The 20,541-nt window shown below is 61.0% G+C and carries 19 protein-coding genes and 1 tRNA gene; 15 read left to right on the top strand and 5 right to left on the bottom strand.

Going from position 1 to position 20,541, the window contains the following annotated elements; translation table 11 throughout:
* Positions 1–69 precede the first annotated feature (69 nt).
* Both IFT66_RS16740 and IFT66_RS16745 read left to right on the top strand, forming a co-directional pair.
* Positions 70–516, top strand: a complete 447-nt coding sequence (locus tag IFT66_RS16740) for a phasin family protein (RefSeq protein ID WP_192078263.1) — start codon at positions 70–72, stop codon at positions 514–516.
* Between the two features lie 141 nt (positions 517–657).
* Positions 658–734 (top strand) — tRNA-His (locus IFT66_RS16745).
* A 22-nt stretch (positions 735–756) separates the two neighbouring features.
* Here the strand turns inward: IFT66_RS16745 and IFT66_RS16750 are convergent.
* On the bottom strand, positions 757–1,221 hold the full coding sequence (locus IFT66_RS16750) for a hypothetical protein (RefSeq protein WP_092661249.1): 465 nt from the start codon (positions 1,219–1,221) through the stop codon (positions 757–759).
* Between the two features lie 244 nt (positions 1,222–1,465).
* On the opposite strand from IFT66_RS16750, the gene IFT66_RS16755 reads away from it, so the two are divergent.
* A complete protein-coding gene (locus tag IFT66_RS16755; protein ID WP_062579161.1) occupies positions 1,466–1,711 on the top strand; it encodes a helix-turn-helix domain-containing protein in 246 nt (81 codons plus the stop codon).
* A gap of 63 nt (positions 1,712–1,774) precedes the next feature.
* On the opposite strand, the gene IFT66_RS16760 is transcribed toward IFT66_RS16755, so the two are convergent.
* Positions 1,775–2,680, bottom strand: a complete 906-nt coding sequence (locus tag IFT66_RS16760; protein WP_192078264.1) for a LysR family transcriptional regulator — start codon at positions 2,678–2,680, stop codon at positions 1,775–1,777.
* Between the two features lie 122 nt (positions 2,681–2,802).
* Between IFT66_RS16760 and IFT66_RS16765 the strand changes: the two genes are divergently transcribed.
* The 6 genes from IFT66_RS16765 to IFT66_RS16785 all read left to right on the top strand — a co-directional run bounded on the left by IFT66_RS16765 (position 2,803) and on the right by IFT66_RS16785 (position 7,772).
* A complete protein-coding gene (locus IFT66_RS16765; RefSeq protein ID WP_192078265.1) occupies positions 2,803–4,299 on the top strand; it encodes a CoA-acylating methylmalonate-semialdehyde dehydrogenase in 1,497 nt (498 codons plus the stop codon).
* A gap of 108 nt (positions 4,300–4,407) precedes the next feature.
* A complete protein-coding gene (locus tag IFT66_RS23765; protein WP_256413688.1) occupies positions 4,408–4,539 on the top strand; it encodes a hypothetical protein in 132 nt (43 codons plus the stop codon).
* Positions 4,540–4,661: 122 nt separating this feature from the next.
* Positions 4,662–5,138: an iron-responsive transcriptional regulator RirA gene (gene rirA, locus IFT66_RS16770; protein WP_062453758.1), complete on the top strand. Its 477-nt coding sequence runs from the start codon at positions 4,662–4,664 to the stop codon at positions 5,136–5,138.
* Between the two features lie 143 nt (positions 5,139–5,281).
* Positions 5,282–6,352 carry an AbrB family transcriptional regulator gene (locus IFT66_RS16775; RefSeq protein WP_113109689.1) on the top strand — a complete coding sequence of 357 codons (1,071 nt, stop codon included), beginning with the start codon at positions 5,282–5,284 and terminating at the stop codon, positions 6,350–6,352.
* 57 nt (positions 6,353–6,409) lie between these two features.
* Positions 6,410–6,931, top strand: coding sequence for a gluconokinase (locus IFT66_RS16780; protein ID WP_184654040.1), 522 nt, complete (start codon positions 6,410–6,412; stop codon positions 6,929–6,931).
* A gap of 184 nt (positions 6,932–7,115) precedes the next feature.
* Positions 7,116–7,772 carry a TetR/AcrR family transcriptional regulator gene (locus IFT66_RS16785; RefSeq protein ID WP_062453755.1) on the top strand — a complete coding sequence of 219 codons (657 nt, stop codon included), beginning with the start codon at positions 7,116–7,118 and terminating at the stop codon, positions 7,770–7,772.
* Position 7,773: 1 nt separating this feature from the next.
* Here IFT66_RS16785 and IFT66_RS16790 read toward each other — a convergent pair whose 3' ends face one another.
* From IFT66_RS16790 to IFT66_RS16800, 3 genes are read right to left on the bottom strand one after another with little or no spacing between them, the layout of a single operon-like run.
* Positions 7,774–9,072, bottom strand: coding sequence for an NAD(P)/FAD-dependent oxidoreductase (locus tag IFT66_RS16790; protein WP_192078266.1), 1,299 nt, complete (start codon positions 9,070–9,072; stop codon positions 7,774–7,776).
* 1 nt (position 9,073) lies between these two features.
* Positions 9,074–10,432 carry a glutamine synthetase family protein gene (locus IFT66_RS16795; RefSeq protein WP_092661257.1) on the bottom strand — a complete coding sequence of 453 codons (1,359 nt, stop codon included), beginning with the start codon at positions 10,430–10,432 and terminating at the stop codon, positions 9,074–9,076.
* 55 nt (positions 10,433–10,487) lie between these two features.
* Entirely contained in the window at positions 10,488–11,735 is a 1,248-nt protein-coding gene (locus IFT66_RS16800) for an NAD(P)/FAD-dependent oxidoreductase (protein WP_062453752.1), read from the bottom strand.
* 286 nt (positions 11,736–12,021) lie between these two features.
* Here IFT66_RS16800 and IFT66_RS16805 point away from each other — a divergent pair, with 286 nt between their 5' ends.
* From IFT66_RS16805 to IFT66_RS16830, 6 genes are all read left to right on the top strand, one after another.
* Positions 12,022–13,488 (top strand): MDR family MFS transporter, encoded by a 1,467-nt coding sequence (locus IFT66_RS16805; RefSeq protein ID WP_062453751.1) that lies wholly within the window; start codon positions 12,022–12,024, stop codon positions 13,486–13,488.
* 94 nt (positions 13,489–13,582) lie between these two features.
* On the top strand, positions 13,583–13,873 hold the full coding sequence (locus IFT66_RS16810) for a hypothetical protein (RefSeq protein WP_062579170.1): 291 nt from the start codon (positions 13,583–13,585) through the stop codon (positions 13,871–13,873).
* 596 nt (positions 13,874–14,469) lie between these two features.
* Positions 14,470–15,228 (top strand): ImuA family protein, encoded by a 759-nt coding sequence (locus tag IFT66_RS16815; protein WP_192078267.1) that lies wholly within the window; start codon positions 14,470–14,472, stop codon positions 15,226–15,228.
* Positions 15,146–16,660, top strand: coding sequence for a Y-family DNA polymerase (locus IFT66_RS16820; protein ID WP_192078268.1), 1,515 nt, complete (start codon positions 15,146–15,148; stop codon positions 16,658–16,660). The genes IFT66_RS16815 and IFT66_RS16820 overlap by 83 nt, the downstream gene beginning before the upstream one ends.
* A gap of 10 nt (positions 16,661–16,670) precedes the next feature.
* The gene (locus IFT66_RS16825; protein WP_192078269.1) at positions 16,671–19,931 is read left to right on the top strand and encodes an error-prone DNA polymerase; all 3,261 of its coding nucleotides are present in this window, start codon (positions 16,671–16,673) and stop codon (positions 19,929–19,931) included.
* Between the two features lie 247 nt (positions 19,932–20,178).
* The gene (locus IFT66_RS16830) at positions 20,179–20,484 is read left to right on the top strand and encodes a hypothetical protein (protein ID WP_062453746.1); all 306 of its coding nucleotides are present in this window, start codon (positions 20,179–20,181) and stop codon (positions 20,482–20,484) included.
* Positions 20,485–20,541: the final 57 nt, after the last annotated feature.

Below are 20,541 nucleotides of genomic sequence, written 5' to 3' on the forward strand. Positions count from 1 at the left end.
ATTTCAGGCATCCAACTCCGGCTTTTGCCCATTTAAAAGTCGGGGTAGAGCCTTGGAGGAGCTTTGGCGATGGCACACGGCACAGAAGAGATGTTTTCGTTTTCCGCTTTCGATCCCATGAAGCTTGGCGAACGCCTTCGCGACTTTGCCGGGCAGGGCGCAAGCCAGTCCAGTGAAGCCTATGCTAGGATGAAAGCCGCGACAGAGGAAGCCACCATGGCGGTGGAATCCACAGTTCACACGGCCCAGTCCGGTTCCGTTGAACTCGGGCTTAAGGCACTGGAAGCGTTCCGGTCCAGTGCGGATCTGTCACTCTCGCATATGCAGGCGCTGCTCGGCGTCAAATCAGCGTCGGAATTCTTCGAATTGCAGACCTCGTTCATCCGCCGTCAGGCAGAGGCGACGGTCGAGCAGGCAAAATCCATGCAGGACATGGCCCGCCAGCTTGCAGAAGACGTGTCGCGGCCGGGCAAGGATGCTGCCGAAAAGGCAATGGCAAATTTCCGGACCGCTTGATCGCGACCGGCGCATCACGCCCGTATTCCATGGCCGCCGACTGGGCGGCCATTCCATTTTTGGCTTCGTTCTCTCAAAAGGGGCTTGCCAAACGCTGCCGATGGCAGTATCTGCACCGGCGACGCGATTTAGGCGTCTTGTGCGGTTGTAGCTCAGTTGGTTAGAGCGCAGGCTTGTGGCGCCTGAGGTCAGTGGTTCGACCCCACTCAACCGTACCACTTCTTTTCCTGGAATTTCAGATCAGTGAAGCGGCTTGTCGCCGGCAATCCGCATGGCGTCCTGAAACACACGGCCGAGCCTGGCGCGTTCTTCGCCCAGTTGGACCAAGGCCTTGTTGAACCGCCGCGCTACGGCAGCATCGATATCGCTCCGCCGGACCTGGTTTGGTTTCTGGCCATCCTGCGATTTGACAATCATCGGGCGACCGATGTTTTCCTGAAACTGCGCCAATGTCATGCCCGCCTTCAGCAACAGCGTGCGCATATGAGTCCTGTTTTCGGTCGCAAGCGTCAACCGGAAAGCATTGACCAGCGAGTCCTTGGAGGCCGGCAGGTCGCGCACGTCGAAGAGGTCGTTCTTCGTCTCGTGTTCGCGCAAATAGGTCAGGTGAAGCTCCACAAGGCGATGCGCCGCCTCGAGAATGTCAGCATCGGTGCTTCCGGGTATACCCAGATTTTCAAAACGTTTCGAACTCGACTGATGCATATTGACGTCCCTATTCGAGCAGAGAACGCGCGAAGACTGTTTTTGTTCGAAAAAGCGGCAAACAACGGGCTCGGATCTGCGACGACGCTCAACACTTTTTGTTGCAGTGCAGCGAATGCCCTTGCCGTGGGGGCATCAATGCATATCTATTGGGCTCTGGCGGCACCAAAATTGTGCAGTCGAACTTCGGGCTGCTTGCCCCCTTCACTGCCTAGCGGCAGATTTTGACGGAAGGAAGATTACCATGACGGTTTCCATTAATAACTTTCGTGCCTCGACAGAACAGGTTCTCGCACCGGATCAGGTGGCTGGGTTGATTGCCCAGGCGCGCCAGGCTGCCGGCTACAGCATCGACGATCTTGCCGTTACGACCGGATTGGTCACGGACGAGATCGTGGGTATGGAGAACGGCACGGATTTCGATCCTGCCAAGTTGAAGCGCATCGCAAATGCCCTCAAGATGCCGATGTCGGTTCTGAAGGCGTCGTAATCGCAGACGTCCGGCCTATCAGGCTGGACGCTGTGAATGCTTAAGGCCCGCTTCTCGCGGGCTTTATTTTTGTCCGGACGGCGGTTTCCACACGAAGATCCGCGCTTCCTCCTGAATGACTTCCCGCAGGAAATCCGCGACGGTTCGAACCCGCACCAGGTTCCTGGCCGTCTCGTGATAACTGCTCCAATAGGCCCGGCGAATGGAGATGTCCGGAAGGATGCGGGTCAGGTTCATGTCCTGCGAAGCGACATAGTCGTGCAGAATGCCGATCCCGGCGCCGGACCGCACCGCTTCGATCTGGCCGATTGCGCTCGAAATCTCGAACCCGGCATCCCAGTTGCGCATCACCTCGCCGGTGAAGTTAAGCGACGGGGAAAAGATCAGGTCTTCCACATAACCGATCCGCGCATGGTCATTGAGGGCCTCGATACTGTCGGGCACGCCTGCGTCCTTAAGATAGGCTTTCGAGGCGTAGAGGCCGAGCGTGTAATCCGTCAGCCGCGATGAGACCAGGCGCCCCTGTTCTGGCCGGTCGATCGTGATTGCGATATCCGCTTCCCGTTGCGACAGCGAAAACGAGCGTGGCACCGGCACGAGTTGCAGTTTCAGCTGCGGATGCCGCTTCGTCAGCATTCCCAGGCGCGAGGCAAGGAAGTGCACGCCGAACCCGTCGGGTGCGCCGACCCGCACGGTACCGGCAATTGCCGCGTCGATCCGACCGGTACTCGCCTGCGCGTCCAGCATCTCCGTCTCGATCCGCTCGGCGGCCCGCAAAAACACCTCTCCCTCAGGCGTCAACTCGCAGCCATTGGTGCGGCGGATCAGCAGTCGCGTGCGCAGATCCTCTTCCAGCGCTGATATCCGTCGCCCGACCGTCGCATGGTTGATGCCGAGCCGACGGGAAGCCGCCAGGATCTGTCCGCTGCGCGCAACAGCCAGGAAAAGCCGCAGGTCATCCCAGTTCATCGTCATCTCCCTGGCGGGTATCTTGTGTCGAATTTTGCACAACGGATGCGTAAACCATGGCGTTGCCTTGTGCAAATTGACGCGTATCCTCGCCACTTACAATTTCAAGAAGGAGGATCACCATGTACGAGATCGGTCATTTCATCGGCGGCAAGCATGTTGCCGGCACGAGCGGGCGCACGGCCAATGTCTTCAATCCGGCAACGGGCGAAGTCCAGGCGACCGTGGCGCTTGCGAGCGATGCGGATCTGAATGCAGCCGTCGAGAATGCCAAGGCTGCCCAGCCGAACTGGGCCGCCACCAACCCGCAGCGCCGAGCCCGCGTTTTCATGAAGTTCGTCCAGTTGTTGAATGACAACATGGATGAACTTGCCGAGATTCTGTCGCGCGAGCATGGCAAGACGATCGAGGATGCCAAGGGCGACATCGTTCGCGGTCTTGAAGTCTGTGAATTCGTCATCGGCATCCCGCATCTGTCCAAGAGCGAGTTCACCGAGGGTGCCGGTCCGAACATCGACATGTATTCCATTCGGCAAGCGGTCGGCATCGGTGCCGGCATCACGCCGTTCAACTTCCCGGCGATGATCCCGATGTGGATGTTTGCACCCGCGATTGCCTGCGGCAATGCCTTCATCCTGAAGCCTTCCGAGCGCGATCCCTCCGTGCCGATGCGTCTGGCCGAACTGATGATCGAGGCAGGCCTTCCGGCCGGCATTTTGAACGTCGTCAACGGCGACAAGTCCGCGGTCGATGCGATCCTGACGCATCCGGATATCTCTGCCGTCTCGTTTGTAGGCTCCACGCCGATCGCCCGCTACGTCTACGGAACCGCCGCCATGAACGGCAAGCGCGCACAGTGCTTCGGCGGCGCCAAGAACCACATGATCATCATGCCGGATGCAGATCTCGACCAGGCCGCCAACGCCCTGATGGGCGCCGGGTATGGCTCGGCCGGCGAGCGCTGCATGGCGATCTCGGTTGCGGTCCCGGTCGGCGAGGACACCGCCAACCGTCTGATCGAGAAGCTGACGCCGATGGTCGAATCCCTGCGCATCGGTCCCTACACGGACGAAAAGGCCGACATGGGTCCTGTCGTCACCAAGGAAGCCAAGGAGCGTATTCTCGGCCTGATCAACAAGGGTGTCGAAGAGGGCGCAAACCTCGTTGTCGATGGCCGCGATTTCAAGCTGCAGGGCTATGAAAACGGCAATTTCGTAGGCGGCTGCCTGTTCGACAACGTCACGCCCGACATGGACATCTATAAGACCGAAATCTTCGGCCCTGTCCTGTCAGTGGTGCGCGCCAAGACTTATGAGGAAGCGCTCGACCTTCCGATGAAGCACGAATACGGCAATGGTGTCGCGATCTATACCCGCGACGGCGATGCCGCCCGCGACTTCGCCTCGCGGATCAATATCGGGATGGTCGGCGTCAACGTTCCGATCCCGGTGCCGCTCGCCTATCACTCCTTTGGCGGCTGGAAGTCCTCGTCCTTTGGCGACCTCAACCAGCATGGCACGGATTCGATCAAGTTCTGGACCCGCACCAAGACGGTAACCAGCCGCTGGCCCACAGGCATCAAGGATGGCGCCGAATTCGTCATGCCCGTGATGAAGTAAGCCCGACTGTCGAATAGACACGCTCCGCCGCATTCTCGTGCGGCGGAGACATTGACCTCTTCCTAGGCGCTGCTAATTTACACATTCGTGTGAGGGGGAGTGTTCATCATGAATTACGAGTGGGACGTTTCGCGCGCGCGCCGCATCCGCCTGGCGAAAATTGGCATAACGTTTCTGGCGGCGACCTTCCTGTTTGCAGTTCCAGTCTGGTTTGCGGTACACATGGGTCTTGCCGGATAATGCCGGCAATAAAGCGCGTCATCGGCAACGCAGCGTTCAAGGGCAATTTCGCAAACTTTGGAATTGTTCAAAACTAGCAAACCCACTATGTATGGGGCCGTGACGAGTCTCGGGAGACGAATATGCGCCTGACAAAGCAGACCAACTACGCCGTTCGCATGCTCATGTACTGTGCTGCGAACGAGGGGAAGCTCAGCCGCATCCCGGAGATCGCGCGCGCCTATGGCGTGTCCGAACTGTTTCTCTTCAAGATCCTGCAGCCTTTGACCAAGGCCGGCCTGGTCGAGACCGTTCGCGGCCGAAACGGCGGTGTTCGCCTCGGTCGCGCTGCCGACCGTATCACTCTGTTTGATGTGATCCGCGTGACGGAAGACAGTTTCGCGATGGCCGAATGTTTCGAGGAGGGCGTCGCCGAATGTCCTCTGGTCGATAGCTGTGGTCTCAACTCGGCACTTCGCAAGGCGCTGAATGCCTTCTTCGACGTGCTGGCAGACTATACGATCGACGATCTGGTCAAGGCGCGCCCGCAGATCAACTTCCTGCTCGGGATCGATCCGCCGCCGGCAATCGCCAAGATGGTCGCGGCACCGGCCGCCTGATCTCAATACAGATCTCATCGCAGCATCAGTTTAGCGGCCCGGCAGGTTGACCTCCGGGCTGTCTTCTTTAGGAGTAGGCAACGTTTCCTTTATTGATGGCCCCTTGAGCCTGGCTCCGGGTGGTCACCCAGATATTCGTTGCCATGCCCTTTTCCCAACTGCTTGAATTTGCCCTGACCGCGCTGGTCGGTGCCGGCGGTGCGCTGATCGCCGCGATGATCGGCTTCCCCGCTCCCTATCTGATCGGTCCGGCGCTGGCCGTGTCGCTTGCGGGTATCGCAGGCCTCACCCTCTCGATCCCGAAAATCGTCCGGAACGGCTGCTTCATCGTCATCGGCATCTCGATGGGGGCGACCGTCACGCCCGACATCCTGGTGGCGATCAAGCGCTGGCCTCTAAGCTTCGTGATGGTCATGGTTACCGTCACGGCCCTGCTTTACGTCGCGGCCTGGGTCATGCAGCGTTTCTTCCATTACGACCGCACCACGGCTTTCCTCGCAGCTTCGCCGGGACATCTGAGCTACGTGCTCAGTCTTGCCGCTGACATGCGTTGCGACCAGCGAACGGTCGGCATTTCCCAGAGCGTGCGCGTCCTTCTGTTGACCATCAGCGTGCCCCTGATTGTCACAGCATTCGATCTTGGCGGCGGAGATAGTGTCGCTCAGGTCATCGCGATGGACCTGCCGATGCTGTTGGGCATCCTTGCGATCTCGACCGTCATCGGCATGCTCTTCCTGCGCTGGAAGCTTCCCGCAGCCCTTCTGCTCGCCGGCACACTGGTTTCGATCTCAACCCACGTGACATCGTTCGCCACCGGTGGCGTTCCCTCCTGGCTCATTGTCCCCGTCTATATCCTTCTCGGCGCCAACATCGGAACGCGCTTTTGCGGCATCTCGCTTCTCGAGGTGCGCACAGCCCTCGTATCCGGCCTCGTGGTCACGGTGATCGTCTCGGTCATGGCAGCGGCCATGGCCGGCACCGTCTCGTATGTCCTGGACATACCGCTCGATGCGGCCCTGATCGCGTTTTCGCCCGGCGGGTTGGAGACCATGGCGGCGATGGCGGTCATGCTGCATGCCGACCCGACCTATGTCGGTGCCCATCACGTCCTGCGCCTGATCTTTCTGTCGATCCTGATGCCGTTTGCGCTCGGGCGCGATGAAACGGGTCCGGGCAAGTCCGCGACTGGCGTTGAAGATCGCCGGGACTTGTGATCTGTCGCTCAATGCGGTTGAAGGAGACCGGCTGTCGATATCAAAGAGGAGCAACCAATGAGCAAACAGGCTGGCAGAGCCATCATCGTCATGGGCGTCAGCGGCGCTGGAAAGAGTTCCGTCGCTGAGCGTTTGGCAGAGAGCCTGAATTGCCGCTTCATGGAAGGCGACAGTCTGCATCCGCAGTCCAATGTCGACAAGATGGCGCAGGGAACACCGCTCACCGATGAAGACCGCTGGCCCTGGCTCGATGTGATCGGCGAGAAGATCGCCGAGGCTCTCGCGCGTTCAGAAGACCTCGTGGTGACCTGCTCTGCACTGAAAGTCGTCTACCGCGAACGGCTGCGCAGCGCTGCGGGTGGCAAGCTGACCTTCGTGTTTCTCAAAGGAAGTCAGGAGCTGTTGAGCCGCCGGATGGGCGAGCGCAAGGGCCATTTCATGCCGACGTCGCTGTTGCAAAGCCAGCTCGCCACGCTGGAAAGCCCCGAGGGTGAAGCAGGCGTCGTGACCGTCGACATTGACGCCACGCTCGACCGCATCGTGGCAGATGCCGTAGCGGGGCTGACGGATACGATATGACACGCGATCCTAATTCAAGATAAACTGTTTGAGTGTCGAATTATTTTCAAAATTCTAATGCTTTCGGTGATCCGACATGCCTGACTTGCCGTACAACGCAAACTTATAATGTAACTATGCTGCCAGGTGCCTCTCTTATCGCCCCGTCCAGTATAGGCAACAGGGCGTACGGAGAGAGTTGCGGATGCGAGATTCGATGCAGAGTGCAGGCGGGAGTTCACTTCGTCGGGTACCGAAACAGGAAAGAAGCCGCGAACGCATTGATGATATCCTGAAGGTCTCGATGGAGCTGATCGGCGAAAAGGGTATCGATGCGGTCACGATGAAGGAGATTGCGTCTCTTTCAGGCGGCCCCATCGCCTCCGTCTACCAGTATTTCCCCAACAAGTCGGCGATCATCGCCATGCTCCATGAGCGCTATGTCGAGGAAGTCCGCGGTATCATCGTCGGACATATTCCGCAGATCTCGACGGCTGAAGACGCGCTGGATGCAACGGACGTTCTTTTCGACCTCTATTACACCCGCATGCGCGAAAAGCCGTCGACGCAGGATCTGTTGAACGCCATCCAGGCCGACAAGGCGCTGGCAGACCGTGACATTACCGAAACCCGCTTCCAGGCCGACCTCTTCTTCGAGATCACCAAGCGGTTCGTCAGCGAACAGCTTTGGGAGAACTACGCCCGCACACTGTTTCTTATGTTCCACATGGCCGCGGCAACATTGCGTCTGGCGCTGATGGTGACGGAAGACGAGGCAGCCAAAATCGTTGCACAGTTCAAGTCGATCGTGCGGGCACAGTCGACCTATTACTTCAAAGGCAGTTTTCCCGCATCGCTGTAAGCTACAGCCCGAGTTTGTCCCGCATGCCGTACCACCAGGCCCCAAGCGCGGTGAGCGGCACGCGGAACGCCCGCCCGCCCGGGAAGGGCAGGTTGGGTAGCGATGCCCAGGTATCGAACCTCTCCGCATGGCCGGCAACCGCCTCACCAAGGATCTTGCCGAGCAGATGCGTGGTGGTCACGCCGTGGCCGCTGTCGCCGTGCGAGAAGAACACGGTGTCGGACAGCTTTCCCACATGCGGAATGCGGGTCAGCGTCAGTGCGAAATTGCCGCTCCACGCGTAGTCGATCCTGACATTCTTCAGCTGCGGGAAGGTCTTGAGCATGTTCGGGCGGATCACGCCCGTCAGGTCCTTCGGGTCGCTGCCGCCATAGCCGATGCCGCCACCGTAGAGCAGACGGTTGTCGGCGGTGCGGCGATAGTAATCGAGAATGTAATTGGCATCCTCGACGCAGTAATTTGCGGGCAGAAGGCGCTCGATCAGGCCCGCATCCAGCGGCTCCGTCGCCATCACCTGGCTCGAAACCGGCATCATCCGGCCATGGATCTCCGGCAGCAGCGGCGATAGATAGGCGTTGCCGCACACCAGCACATAGGATGCGGTGACGCGGCCCTTGTCGGTTCTGACCACGGGCTTTGCCGTCTGGTCGATGCCGACCACCCGCGATCCCTCGAAAATCCGCGCGCCGAGGCTTTCGGCCGCTGCCGCTTCCCCGAGCACGAGATTAAGCGGGTGAATATGGCCACCCTTTCGGTCGATCATGCCGCCGGCATAGCGGTCGCTTTTCACATAGCGTCCGACGTCAGCCTTCGAGACCATCTCCAGCCCGTCATGGCCGTGCTGTTCCCATACGGCCTTGTGCACCTCCATCTCGCGCACCTGCTTGTCCGTAAAGGCCGCGAAGAAACCGCCGGGCACGAGATCGCAGTCGATCCCGTATTGCGCTACGCGGGCGCGGATGATCTCGCCGCCTTCGAGCGACATCGCGCCAAGCTGCACGGCCTTGTCGCGCCCGTAGCGTCCGGCGATCGTTTCCAGATCGCGGCTATAGCCGTTGACGATCTGCCCGCCATTGCGGCCCGAAGCGCCGAAGCCGATCCGCTCCGCCTCCAGCACCACGACGGAATAGCCGCGCTCGGCCAGTTCGAGAGCGGCCGAGATGCCGGAAAAGCCCGCGCCGATCACGCAGACATCGGCCTCGATCTCGCCCTCGAGGGCAGGGCGCACACGCTTGTCATTGGCCGAGGCGGCATACCAGGAATTGGCGTGGCGGGGATTGTCTGCGGGTTTGAAAGCCATCTTACACCGTCCTGATATAGGCGTCGTATTCGACGTCGGTCACCCGCAGAGAAAATTCCGACAGCTCCTGCTGCTTGCAGGCCGTGTAGAGCGACCGGTATTTCGGCCCGAGCGTCGCGTAGGCGAACGTGGAGCGGGAAAACTGCTGCAGCGCATAGTCCCAGTTGGTCGGCAGCGGTTCGTGGCTGATCGCATGGTCGTCGCCGGTAATCGCCCCGCCCGGATTGCGCTTTTCCTTGATGCCGGCAAGGGCTGCACTGAGGATCATCGCCAGCACAAGATAGGGATTGGTGTCGGAACCTGCAACGCGGTGCTCGATGCGGGTCGCCGGCTTCGACGCGGTGATGACGCGCACGGCGGCCGAGCGGTTGTCGAAGCCCCAGGAGGCATAGGTCGGGGCATGTTCGGAAGGGCGCAGGCGCCGGTAGGAATTGGCATGCGGGGCAAACACCGCCATGCTTTCCCCCATGTTTTCCAAAAGCCCGCCCACCGAATGAAACAGCGCCTCGGACGGCCCGTTCTCGCCCATATAGACATTGCGGCCGTCGCTATCGATCAGCGAGAAATGCACATGCATGCCGCTTCCGGCCTGCGTGCCATAGGGCTTTGCCATGAACGTCGCGTCGAGATCGTTGGCGCGCGCCACGCCCTTGACGATCCGCTTGAGGAGCACCGCATAATCCGCAGCCTTCAGCGCGTCTGGCACGTGGTTGAGGTTGATCTCATACTGGCCCGGGCCGTTTTCCCGCAGTGTCGTATCGGCCGGTATCCCTTGCGCCCTCGCTGCAGAGGCGATGCCGTGGAAGACATTCTCGAAATCCTGCAGCTCGGAAATCGAGAGCACCTGTGTCTGGCCCGTATGCCAGCGGCCCTCGCGTGAATTCGGTGGCCGCACCGGGTCGATCGCCGACCGGATCGGGTCGATCAGGTAGAATTCCAGCTCCGTCGCCACGACCGGCGTCAGGCCGATCCGCTCGAAACCTTTGAGAACATTCGCCAGAACCTGGCGCGGATCGCCGTAAAATCCGGTCCCGTCCTGCTCGTTCATGCCCAGTAGAACCTGCGCCGTTGGCCGCTTCAGCCATGTCACGCGCGACAGTGTGTCGGCGATGGGAAAGCAGATGCCATCCGGATCACCGGTGCCCTCCGCAAGGCCCGCGGCATTGACGTCGCGTCCCCAGACGTCGAGCGCGTAGACCGAGCGCGGCATCGCCATGCCCTTCGAAAGCACGTCGAGCGCTCGTTCGCGCGGGATCCACTTGCCCCGCGGCACGCCGTTGACGTCGATCACGAAGGCTTCGAGAACCTCGATATCGGGATTGTCATCGAGAAAGGTCCGGGCTGTATCGATCGTATCCATGAAAACACCGGTAGCCCAGACTTTCTCCTGCCGCTAGACCAAATGAAGAAGAGGGTCAGACGTTAAACCGCTCCGGCCTGTAAGCGGATATGTCGATCCGGGTCTTTTCGCCCATCATCGCTTCCGCGATGACCTGACCCGTGACCGGACCGAGCGTCAGGCCGTGATGCGCATGGCCGAAGGCGAACCACAATCCGTCGTGACGCGGCGCCTTGCCGATGACAGGCATCATATCCGGCGTGCAGGGGCGGGCACCCATCCAGGGCTCCTTGTCCAGCCGCTCACCAAGCGGAAAGATCTCGCGTGCCACAGCTTCGGCGCGGGCAAGCTGAACCGGTGTCTTCGGCGCATCGCGGCGCGCAAATTCGGCACCGGTCGTCAGCCGGATCCCCTGGTTCATCGGGGCCAGGAAATAGCCGCGCTCTGCATCCATCGTCCAGCCGTTGAGTTTCGCATTGCCCTTTGGCGCATAATGCATGTGGTAGCCGCGCTTGACGCCGACGAGGAAATTGTAGCCGAGCGGCTTGGTCACCGTGTCCGACCACGGACCAAGTGCGACCACGACATCCTTCGCCTCGACCACGCCTTCGCCGGCAATGATGCGCCAGCCGGTCGCGGTCTTCGAAAGGCTCTTTGCGTCACCCGTCAGCACCCGACCGCCAAGCTTTTCGAACAGCGCCACATAGGCACGCGTCAGCGCGAGCGGATCCTTGACCGCCCACGGGTCTTCCCATTTCAGCGCGCCGATGAAATCGTCGGAGAGATTGGGTTCCGCAACCGCAAGTTCCGCAGGCGTCAGAACCTTGAAGGAAAGGTCGTATTCGCGCTTCAGTCGGTCGGCTTCGCGCACCGTCTCGTCGAGCTTGGCCTGCGAGCGGAACACTTCCTGCCAGCCGTTCTTGGCAATCAGATCCTCGGCGCCCGCCTCGCGGATCAGTTCGTCATGGGTGGCGATCGAATGCTCGATCAGCGGCGCATAGGCGCGGGCGATCAGCTCATGCCTCGGCACATTGGAATGCCACCAGTATTTTGCCAGAAACGAGGAGACCGACGGCATCGCGCTCCAGTGAAAATGCGCGTCGATGCGGTTGTTCCTGGCATAGCGCAGGATCTGGGCGAACTGCTGGGGAAAGCTGTAGGGGACAACGCCCTCGCGCTGGATCAGGCCGGCATTGCCGTAGGAGGTTTCCATCCCGGGCTCCCTGCGGTCCACCAGGGCGACCGATTTTCCCCGTCGCGCCAATTGCAGAGCCGTCGAAACACCGATGATGCCGGCGCCGAGAACGATCACATCCGCTGCCATGATATTGAATCCATATGAGATAACTGAGCAGGTCACCATGACGCCGGGTCAGGCGCAGCGCAAATGAAAATTGCAGCGGCCGCCTGGATATCCAAGGGGTGAGGAGCGCTTGTGGAACTTGATCTAAATCAAATATAGCTTGACGCAACCAAGTTTGCGCTCCTAAGTCGATGACGCACTGACGGCCACCAGAACTTGCAGATGCACGCTTTGCAGACGCAATATCCTGCCGCGACCGCCGAATTTCTCTCTTGTCGCGCCCTCCGTCAGGGCTTCGGATTCATTCATGTCTGAAAAAGTCTCACATCGCGGGCTCGTCGTAGCCGCGATCATGGCAAGCATGGCGATGATCGCCATCGAAGCGACCATCGTCTCCACCGCCATGCCGCAGATCGCAGCCCAGCTCGGGCAGCTCAATCTCTACAGCTGGGTGTTTTCCGCTTTCCTCCTGTCGCAGACCGCGCTGACCGTCGTCTTCGGCAAGCTTTCCGATATCTACGGGCGAAAGCCGATCGTGCTGGCTGGCATCGCCGTCTTCCTGGTCGCCTCCATCCTCTGCGGATTTGCCTGGTCGATGCCGTCCATGATTGCCTTCAGACTGCTCCAGGGCATCGGCGCTGGCGCCATTCAGCCCGTCGCCATGACGGTGGTGGCCGATCTCTTTCCGGGCAGCCAGCGTGGAAAGGTTCAGGGCTATCTGGCCAGCGTCTGGGCGCTCTCGGCCGTGGTTGGCCCGCTGCTCGGCAGCGTCATCATCCATAACCTGCCCTGGGCCTGGATCTTCTGGATCAACGTGCCGGTCGGCCTTGCCGCTGCCGCAGCGTTCATCCTGTTCTACCACGAGGAAAAGCACACCCGGACGGTCTCGATCGATATCCTGGGCGCCGTGCTGTTTGCCGTCTCCATCTCGGCGCTGATGATTGGCCTCACGGTCTCCGAGACCGGATTGTCGACGTCCGCGATCGTCTCCTTCGTCCTGTTCGCCGTGTCGCTTGCGCTGTTCATCTGGCAGGAGCGCCGCGTCGAAGAACCGATGGTCGCGCCGGATCTCTGGCTCTACCGACCGATTGCGGCCGCCAACATCTCTGTCTTCTTCGCCTCCATGGCGATCATGGGGCTCACCACCTTCCTGCCCATGTATGTGCAGACCGTGCTCAACCAGTCGCCGCTGGTGGCAGGCTTTGCACTGACCATGCTTCTCTTGGGATGGCCGTGCGGCGCAACGATCGCTTCGCGGAACTTCACCCGGTTCGGGCTGCGGCCGATCATGCTGGTGGGCGCCGTGTTCGTCCCCGTGGGAACCTTCCTCCTGACCCTGCTGACGCCATCCAGTTCGGCGGTGCTTGCGGGTGCCGGCTCGCTCGTCATGGGCTTCGGCATGGGCCTTCTCAATATCGGCGCACTGATCCTCACCCAGGGAAGCGTCGCGGCCTCGCAACGCGGCAGTGCCACGGCGTCGAACGTGTTTTCCCGCAACCTCGGCAGCACGCTGGGCGCGGCGATTCTCGGGGCGGTGCTGAGCTGGGGCCTGGTCCATACGACCAGCGGACAGGCGATCACGACCGACCAGCTGCGTGCTCTCCTGAACGGAACCGGTCTCGTGAGTGGCGATGCCGAAGCGGTTCGCCTTGCGCTGCAGGACGGCCTGCACGCGACCTTCCTGACCATGCTCCTGTTTGCCGTCCTGATCGTGCCCGCTTGCCTGTTCGTGCCCCGCGATGCCGTCCACAAGGACGAGCCCGCGCCGGCCTGAACCTTGAAATCTGGCGCCAACATGCCCATTTCGCTGTGAACGGGGCCCTATCGGGACCGATATCGTCACAACGACTATTAAGGTGGGTGGCACGATGCAGCAGATGACAAAGACAATCCGGGACCTGACGATCGAGGAGCGCGAAGACGCGCTGATCACCATGGCGCACGCGCTTGAAGGCGCTGCCAGAGAAGCTCTCGTCGAAGGAAACCGCCAGTTCGCCGCAATCTCCGGCAACATGGCCGAAGCGATCTTCATCAACGCCGACCAGCTTGCACGCGATCACGTCGAGGAAGCCGAACAGGTTCTCGAACAGGCCGTCCAGATCATGGTCGAATATGAAGCTGAACACCCCTACCGGATCGTCAGCACCGCGATCCACTGAGGACGGCGGCACGGCGGGCGACGGGCAACCTTGCCCGCCTCCCGCATTCTCTCGCAGTGGAGAAGACGCCACCTGATGCGGCAAGCCTTCACTGGTCTCCTATACAAAACGTCTGACATTGAACGCCTGCAAATCCAACGTCGAGTTCCTCGGCGATGGCGCAGATGGTAGCGTTGTGCTCCTTGGTGTCTGCGGGAATGGGAAAGAGCCAAAGGGCGGCGGCTCGTGGGCGGATGGCCGCAGACGGCCATAGTTCCGTTTGAGCGCGAGTGTTCATCCCTTAGGCTCTGCCACACATCGCCGTTACATTCTTGATATGCAGATTGGCGATTTGAGAACGGAAAGTTCTCACGGTTTTCGTGTCGCCCCAGCTAAGATCAAGAACATGCAAAAAATCTCAAGCACTCCATCGAGCCTCTCAAGCCGCCTACAAAGCTGATTCAGAACGATGAATCTTCACCGGCGCTAAAATGCCGAGAGCTATCCCGTTCTGACCCCGCTTGACTCTTCTGTCGCGGCGGAACAGAAACAGAACACCAACATTCTTTGGGACATGAAGTCCTGTGCAACGCGAACCTTGAGGAGGGCCGTGAACGATGTCGCATGCCCCTGCCTCAAGGCTTGTCGAGGAACTGAGAGACCGGATTGCGCATCTGGAAGGCAGCGTGTCGCGCAAGGCGCTTGTGCTGCCCTTCGGGGTGCCTGACGTCGACGAGCGATTACCGGGCGGGGGGCTTGCCTATGGCGCCTTGCATGAAATTGCAGGCGGCGGGGCGGGTACAATCGATGGTGCCGCGGCCGCCCTGTTTGCGGCAGGTATTGCGGCCCGGGCCAAGGGAAAGGTTCTTTGGTGCCTGACCCGGCCGGATCTCTTTGCGCCGGCGCTGTCGCAGGCGGGGCTTCACCCGGATCGCGTCATCTACTGCGAAGCGGACAGGGAGGAGGACGTGCTTGCCTCGATGGAAGAGGGGCTGTCCTTCGGGGGATTGGCGGCCGTCGTCGGGGAACTGGTGAGGCTGCCGATGACCGCGTCGCGGCGTCTTCAACTGGCTGCCGAGAAGACGGGGACGCTCGGCCTGGTCGTCCGGCGCTGGCGACGGCAGACGGAGGCCTCCGACTACGGTCAGCCGACGGCGTCCACAACACGCTGGAGGATCAGCACCCTGCCGTCCGAGCCGCTTCCTGTCGCCGGCGTGGGACGGGCGAGGTGGCTGGCGGAATTGATGCGGGTAAAGGCGGGGCAATGTGCCGAGTTTGAGTTAGGAGCCTGCGATGCCGAGGGTCGTGTCTGTTTACTTCCCCTATCTAGCAACGGATCGGATACGTCGGCATGGCGAGGAAGCCGTGTCGGTTGACCAGCCGCTGGTCGTGGTCTCGCGCAGCGGCTCGAAACGCTGGATATCGGCAGCCGATACGGCTGCCCGCAAGCTGGGCCTCAAAGTCGGCATGGCTGCCAGCAAGGCACAGGCGATGATTGGCAACCTTCATATGGTGGACGCCGATCCCGTTGCCGACGCCGCAGCCGTCGAGCGCCTGGCGCTATGGGCGCTTCGTCAATACAGCCCCGTCGTTGCCGTGGATGGAACGGATGGCATCGTCATGGATACCGAAGGTGCCGATCACCTTCAGGGTGGTGAAGAGCTGCTGATCTCCGGCGTTGTCAACGGTCTCCGCGGCAAGGGCCTGACGGCACGTGCCGCTGTCGCCGATACCTGGGGTGCGGCGCATGCACTGGCGCGACTGACGACGAACGAAACGACGGTGGTGCCGCGCGGTGATGTCACCAAGGCCGTGATCGGACTTCCAATCCACTGTCTGCGGCTTGCGGCAGATACGATCCAGGCATTGCGCATCCTGGGTATCGACACGGTAGGAGAGCTGTCGGCACTGCCGCGTGCGCCGTTGACACTGCGATTTGGTCCAGAGGTCGGACGCCGTCTCGATCAGCTCTTCGGCCGTCTTGCAGAACCCATCGAGCCGTTGCGCACGCCGGATCTGGTCGAGGTGGCGCGCAATTTCCAGGAGCCCATCGGTGCGCCCGATACGATTGCAAAATACGTCCGCCGGCTGGTGGCGCAACTGACGGCAAAGCTGGAGGAGCGGGGGCTGGGCGTCCGGCGCTCCGATCTGATCATCCATCGCGTCGACAACACACGCCAGTGTCTTCGAGCAGGACTTGCCAAGCCCGTGCGTGATCCTGCCCGCCTGACAAAGCTTCTCTGTGACCGTATCGAAAAGATCGACCCGGGCTTCGGCATCGAGCGGATGGTGCTGGTGGCGGTCATGGCCGAGCCGCTGGAAATAAAGCAGGTCGCAAACGCGCTGGTAGAAGAGGCGGTGGTGGATGTGACGCCGCTTGTCGATATTCTCGGCAACCGGGGCCAGCGCCTTTACCGCATCACGCCGGTGGCCTCCGACGTTCCGGAACGATCTCTCCGGCGGATCGGACCGACGGCCGTCGAGACGGGTGCCGAGTGGGCAGCCAGGTGGCCGCGGCCGTCACGGCTGCTGGCTTATCCCGAAGAAATCGAAACCATGGCTGTCCTGCCCGACCAGCCGCCAGTCGTCGTCACTTGGCGCGGCAAGCGCCGCCGCATCGTTCGTGCCGATGGGCCCGAGCGCATCTTCGGCGAATGGTGGCTCCGGCCGCGCGAAATGCAGGCGGTGCGCGATTACTTCGTGGTCGAGGACGAGCACGGCGATCGGCTGTGGGTCTTCCGCGCCGGCGACGGCGTCGATGCAGGCACGGGGTCACACAAATGGTTCCTCCACGGCATCTTCGGGTGAGGCTTGAACTATGCGCTATGCCGAACTCCAGGTGACCACGCATTTCTCGTTCCTGCGCGGTGCAAGCTCCGCGGAAGAACTGTTTGCCACGGCCGCCGCACTGGGCATCGACGCCCTTGGTGTCGTCGACCGCAACTCGCTTGCCGGCATTGTCCGGGCCTGGGAGGCGGCTAAGACAACCGGGGTGCGCCTGGTGGTCGGCTGCCATCTCGACCTCACGGATGGCATGTCGCTGCTCGTCTACCCGACGGACCGGCTCGCCTATTCCAGGCTCACCCGGCTGCTGACGCTTGGCAAAAGCCGGGGCGGAAAGGCCAAGTGCGTTCTCGACCTTGCTGATGTCGAGGCCTATAGCGAGGGCCTCATCGCGATCCTCATTCCGGATGAGGCGGACGATATCTATGCGGGTCAGCTCCGCAAGGTGGCCGCAGTCTTTGGTGACCGCGCCTATGTCTCGCTCTGCCTGCGGCGGCGTCCGAACGACCGGCTGCGGTTGCATGATCTGTCGAACATGGCGCAGCGTCACAAGGTGAAGACGGTGGTGACCAACGATGTGCTCTTCCACGAGCCCGGCCGCCGACAGCTTCAGGACATCGTCACCTGCATCCGCAACCGCACCACCATCGACAGCGTCGGCTTTGACCGGGAGCGGCATGCTGACCGCTTCCTCAAGGCGCCGGAGGAGATGCACCGCTTGTTTGTCGACTATCCCGAAGCTCTCGCAAGAAGCCGCGAGATCGTCGAGCGTTGCCGTTTCGACATGAGCGAGCTGCAGTACCAGTATCCTGAAGAGGCAATTGTGCCAGGGCTCGACGCCCAGCAGTCGCTGGCCAAGTTCGCCTGGGAAGGTGCGGCGGCACGCTACCCGGAAGGCATTCCCGACAAGGTCCGCAAGGCGATCCTGCACGAACTCGACCTCATCCGGAAGATGAACTACGCCCCGTACTTCCTCACCGTCTTTTCCATCGTCCGCTTTGCCCGCTCCAGGAACATCCTCTGTCAGGGCAGAGGGTCAGCTGCCAACTCCGCCGTCTGCTATTGCCTCGGGATCACCAGCATCAACCCGGAAACAGGAGACCTCCTGTTCGAGCGCTTCGTTTCGATGGAGCGTAACGAGCCGCCGGATATCGACGTCGACTTCGAGCATAACCGGCGCGAGGAGGTCATCCAGTGGATATACGAGACCTATGGTCGCTCGCGCTCCGCCCTCTGCTCCACCGTCACCCGCTACCGAACCAAGGGTGCGCTGCGCGATGTGGGCAAGGCGCTCGGCCTGCCCGAAGACCTGATCGGTCAACTGACCTCCGGCGTCTGGGGCTGGTCGAAGGATGGCATCGGCGAAAAGCAGCTCAGGGAAAACAACATGAACGCGTCCGACTACCGGCTGCGTCTGGCGCTCGACCTTGCCTCGCAACTCATGGGAGCGCCGCGCCATTTGGGACAGCATCCCGGCGGCTTCGTGCTGACGCAGGACAGGCTGGATGATCTTGTCCCCATAGAGCCCGCCGCCATGGATGACCGCCAGGTGGTGGAATGGGACAAGGACGATATCGACGCGTTGAAGTTCATGAAGGTGGATGTGCTGGCGCTTGGCATGCTGTCCTGCATGGCCCGCTCCTTTGAGCTGCTGGCGGAGTACAAGAACGAAGCGATGGGTCTGGCAGACGTTCCGCAGGAGGATCCGAAGACCTACGCGATGATCCGCAAGGCGGATACGCTTGGTACCTTCCAGATCGAAAGCCGCGCCCAGATGGCGATGCTGCCAAGGCTCAAGCCACGCACCTTCTATGATCTCGTGGTTCAGGTCGCCATCGTCCGCCCTGGCCCGATCCAAGGCGACATGGTGCATCCCTATCTGCGTCGGCGGGAGGGCAAGGAGAAGGTGGAGTATCCAACGCCGGAGCTCGAGGCGGTGCTTGGCAAGACGCTCGGCGTCCCGCTCTTCCAAGAGAGCGCCATGAAGGTTGCCATGGTCTGTGCGGGTTTCAGTGCAGGCGAGGCGGACCAGCTGCGTCGGGCCATGGCGACCTTCAAGTTTACGGGCGGCGTGTCGAGGTTCAAGGAGAAGCTCGTCAACGGCATGGTCAAGAACGGCTACTCTCAAGACTTCGCGGAGCGGACGTTCAGCCAGCTGGAAGGCTTCGGCTCCTATGGCTTTCCGGAAAGCCATGCAGCTTCGTTCGCCCTCATCGCCTATGCCAGTTCCTGGATGAAGTGCCATCATCCGGATATCTTCTGCGCCGCTCTCCTCAACTCCCAGCCCATGGGGTTCTATAGCGTTGCCCAGATCGTCACCGATGCCCGCAACCACGGGGTGGAGGTCCGGCCCGTCTGTGTCAATCGGTCTCGCTGGGACTGCACGATGGAGGAGACCGGAAGGCCCGGCCGCTTTGCGGTTCGTCTCGGTATGCGCATGGTAAAGGGGCTGCCGCTGAATAATGCTGCCAGAATTGTTCTTGCCCGTGTTGACCAGCCTTTCGAGAGTGCCGACGACATGTGGCGGCGATCCGGCGTGCCGACAGCGTCGCTGGTCAAGCTGGCAGAGGCCGATGCCTTCCTACCGTCGTTGAAGCTGGAACGGCGTCAGGCGCTCTGGGACATCAAGGCGCTGCGCGACGAGCCGCTGGAACTATGGGCGGCAGCCGCAAAGCGTGAAGAAAAGGTCGTTGCCGAGATGCAGGAACCCGACGTGTCGCTCAAGTCGATGAAAGAGGGCAGGGAGGTCGTTGAGGACTATTCCCATACGGGCCTCAGCTTGAGGTCGCATCCTGTGTCTTTCCTGCGTCCGGAACTGAAGAAAAAGCGGATCGTCACCTGCGCCGAAGCGATGGGTGAGCGCGATGGCCGCTGGCTCTGGACCGCGGGCCTCGTCCTCGTGCGTCAGAAGCCTGGTAGCGCCAAAGGCGTGATGTTCCTGACGCTCGAAGATGAGACGGGCGTCGTCAATGCCGTCGTCTGGCCCTCGCTATTCGAGAAACAGCGCCGGATCGTCATGTCGGCTTCGATGATGGCGATCCATGGCAGGATACAGCGCGAAGGCGAGGTCGTGCATCTGGTCGCCCAGCGCCTGTTCGACTTTTCCGGCGATCTCTCCAGTCTCGGCGAGCTTGGCGGCGACTTCCCCTTGCCGTACGGCCGTGGCGACGGAGCCAAACATGGCAGCGGGCCTGATCCCCGCGACAATCCGAAGCCTGTCATCCCGACGCGCGACATCTATATCCCGGATCTCCACATCGATACGCTCAAGGTCAAGTCGAGAAACTTCCATTGACCGGCAAGGATGTCAAAGACAGCGTTGTTGATATTGCTCTCAAGTCTGTCCCGTTTTGCCTGTGCTCCAGCCCGGTTACGGCTTCCCTCACAGGGTTGGAGCGGCGGGTTGCGTATCCGCAGGAATTCGTCCGTGTCATCCATTCCAGGACTGACCGCGGACGTTGATAGCGTCGGCGCTATGCCCGCTTGAAAGCGTAGACCACGCGCATGCGGGAGAGGGCGCGTGCTCACGATATGTCTTTTTGATGGATCAAAGTCAGCCCTCCGGTGTTGTTGAAGACAGAACGGATTATGGGATGACCGTTCTCCGGAGGCCCGCTATCGTGAAATCACGTATCGAAGTCGTCAATGCCGTGACGGATGTTTTAAGACGGTTGCGGGTCAGGCCGCCATCGCAGGTCAAGTTCGGGACGATCGCGAACACGCCCGCGACCACCGGATATTCAAGAAACGAACTTCTGAACGCGCTCTACGCCCTGGAACATGAAGGCGTCATAGCATTGCACCATGACAACAGTTTCAGCGTCTTGAAATCATCGACCTTGATCTAGCTTCCGGTAGAGCCGACAAGCTTGAAACACGATGCGCGTTGGAAATCCGAGATCCTG

It is taken from the genome of Rhizobium sp. CFBP 13726 (genome assembly GCF_014841925.1).
Lineage (GTDB): Bacteria > Pseudomonadota > Alphaproteobacteria > Rhizobiales > Rhizobiaceae > Neorhizobium > Neorhizobium soli.

Coding starts and splice junctions, on each gene's coding strand:
- IFT66_RS16740 (WP_192078263.1), top strand. CDS start 70: ATGGCACACGGCACAGAAGAGATGTTTTCGTTTTCCGCTTTCGATCCC.
- IFT66_RS16750 (WP_092661249.1), bottom strand. CDS start 1,221: ATGCATCAGTCGAGTTCGAAACGTTTTGAAAATCTGGGTATACCCGGA.
- IFT66_RS16755 (WP_062579161.1), top strand. CDS start 1,466: ATGACGGTTTCCATTAATAACTTTCGTGCCTCGACAGAACAGGTTCTC.
- IFT66_RS16760 (WP_192078264.1), bottom strand. CDS start 2,680: ATGAACTGGGATGACCTGCGGCTTTTCCTGGCTGTTGCGCGCAGCGGA.
- IFT66_RS16765 (WP_192078265.1), top strand. CDS start 2,803: ATGTACGAGATCGGTCATTTCATCGGCGGCAAGCATGTTGCCGGCACG.
- IFT66_RS23765 (WP_256413688.1), top strand. CDS start 4,408: ATGAATTACGAGTGGGACGTTTCGCGCGCGCGCCGCATCCGCCTGGCG.
- rirA (WP_062453758.1), top strand. CDS start 4,662: ATGCGCCTGACAAAGCAGACCAACTACGCCGTTCGCATGCTCATGTAC.
- IFT66_RS16775 (WP_113109689.1), top strand. CDS start 5,282: ATGCCCTTTTCCCAACTGCTTGAATTTGCCCTGACCGCGCTGGTCGGT.
- IFT66_RS16780 (WP_184654040.1), top strand. CDS start 6,410: ATGAGCAAACAGGCTGGCAGAGCCATCATCGTCATGGGCGTCAGCGGC.
- IFT66_RS16785 (WP_062453755.1), top strand. CDS start 7,116: ATGCGAGATTCGATGCAGAGTGCAGGCGGGAGTTCACTTCGTCGGGTA.
- IFT66_RS16790 (WP_192078266.1), bottom strand. CDS start 9,072: ATGGCTTTCAAACCCGCAGACAATCCCCGCCACGCCAATTCCTGGTAT.
- IFT66_RS16795 (WP_092661257.1), bottom strand. CDS start 10,432: ATGGATACGATCGATACAGCCCGGACCTTTCTCGATGACAATCCCGAT.
- IFT66_RS16800 (WP_062453752.1), bottom strand. CDS start 11,735: ATGGCAGCGGATGTGATCGTTCTCGGCGCCGGCATCATCGGTGTTTCG.
- IFT66_RS16805 (WP_062453751.1), top strand. CDS start 12,022: ATGTCTGAAAAAGTCTCACATCGCGGGCTCGTCGTAGCCGCGATCATG.
- IFT66_RS16810 (WP_062579170.1), top strand. CDS start 13,583: ATGCAGCAGATGACAAAGACAATCCGGGACCTGACGATCGAGGAGCGC.
- IFT66_RS16815 (WP_192078267.1), top strand. CDS start 14,470: ATGTCGCATGCCCCTGCCTCAAGGCTTGTCGAGGAACTGAGAGACCGG.
- IFT66_RS16820 (WP_192078268.1), top strand. CDS start 15,146: ATGCCGAGGGTCGTGTCTGTTTACTTCCCCTATCTAGCAACGGATCGG.
- IFT66_RS16825 (WP_192078269.1), top strand. CDS start 16,671: ATGCGCTATGCCGAACTCCAGGTGACCACGCATTTCTCGTTCCTGCGC.
- IFT66_RS16830 (WP_062453746.1), top strand. CDS start 20,179: ATGGATCAAAGTCAGCCCTCCGGTGTTGTTGAAGACAGAACGGATTAT.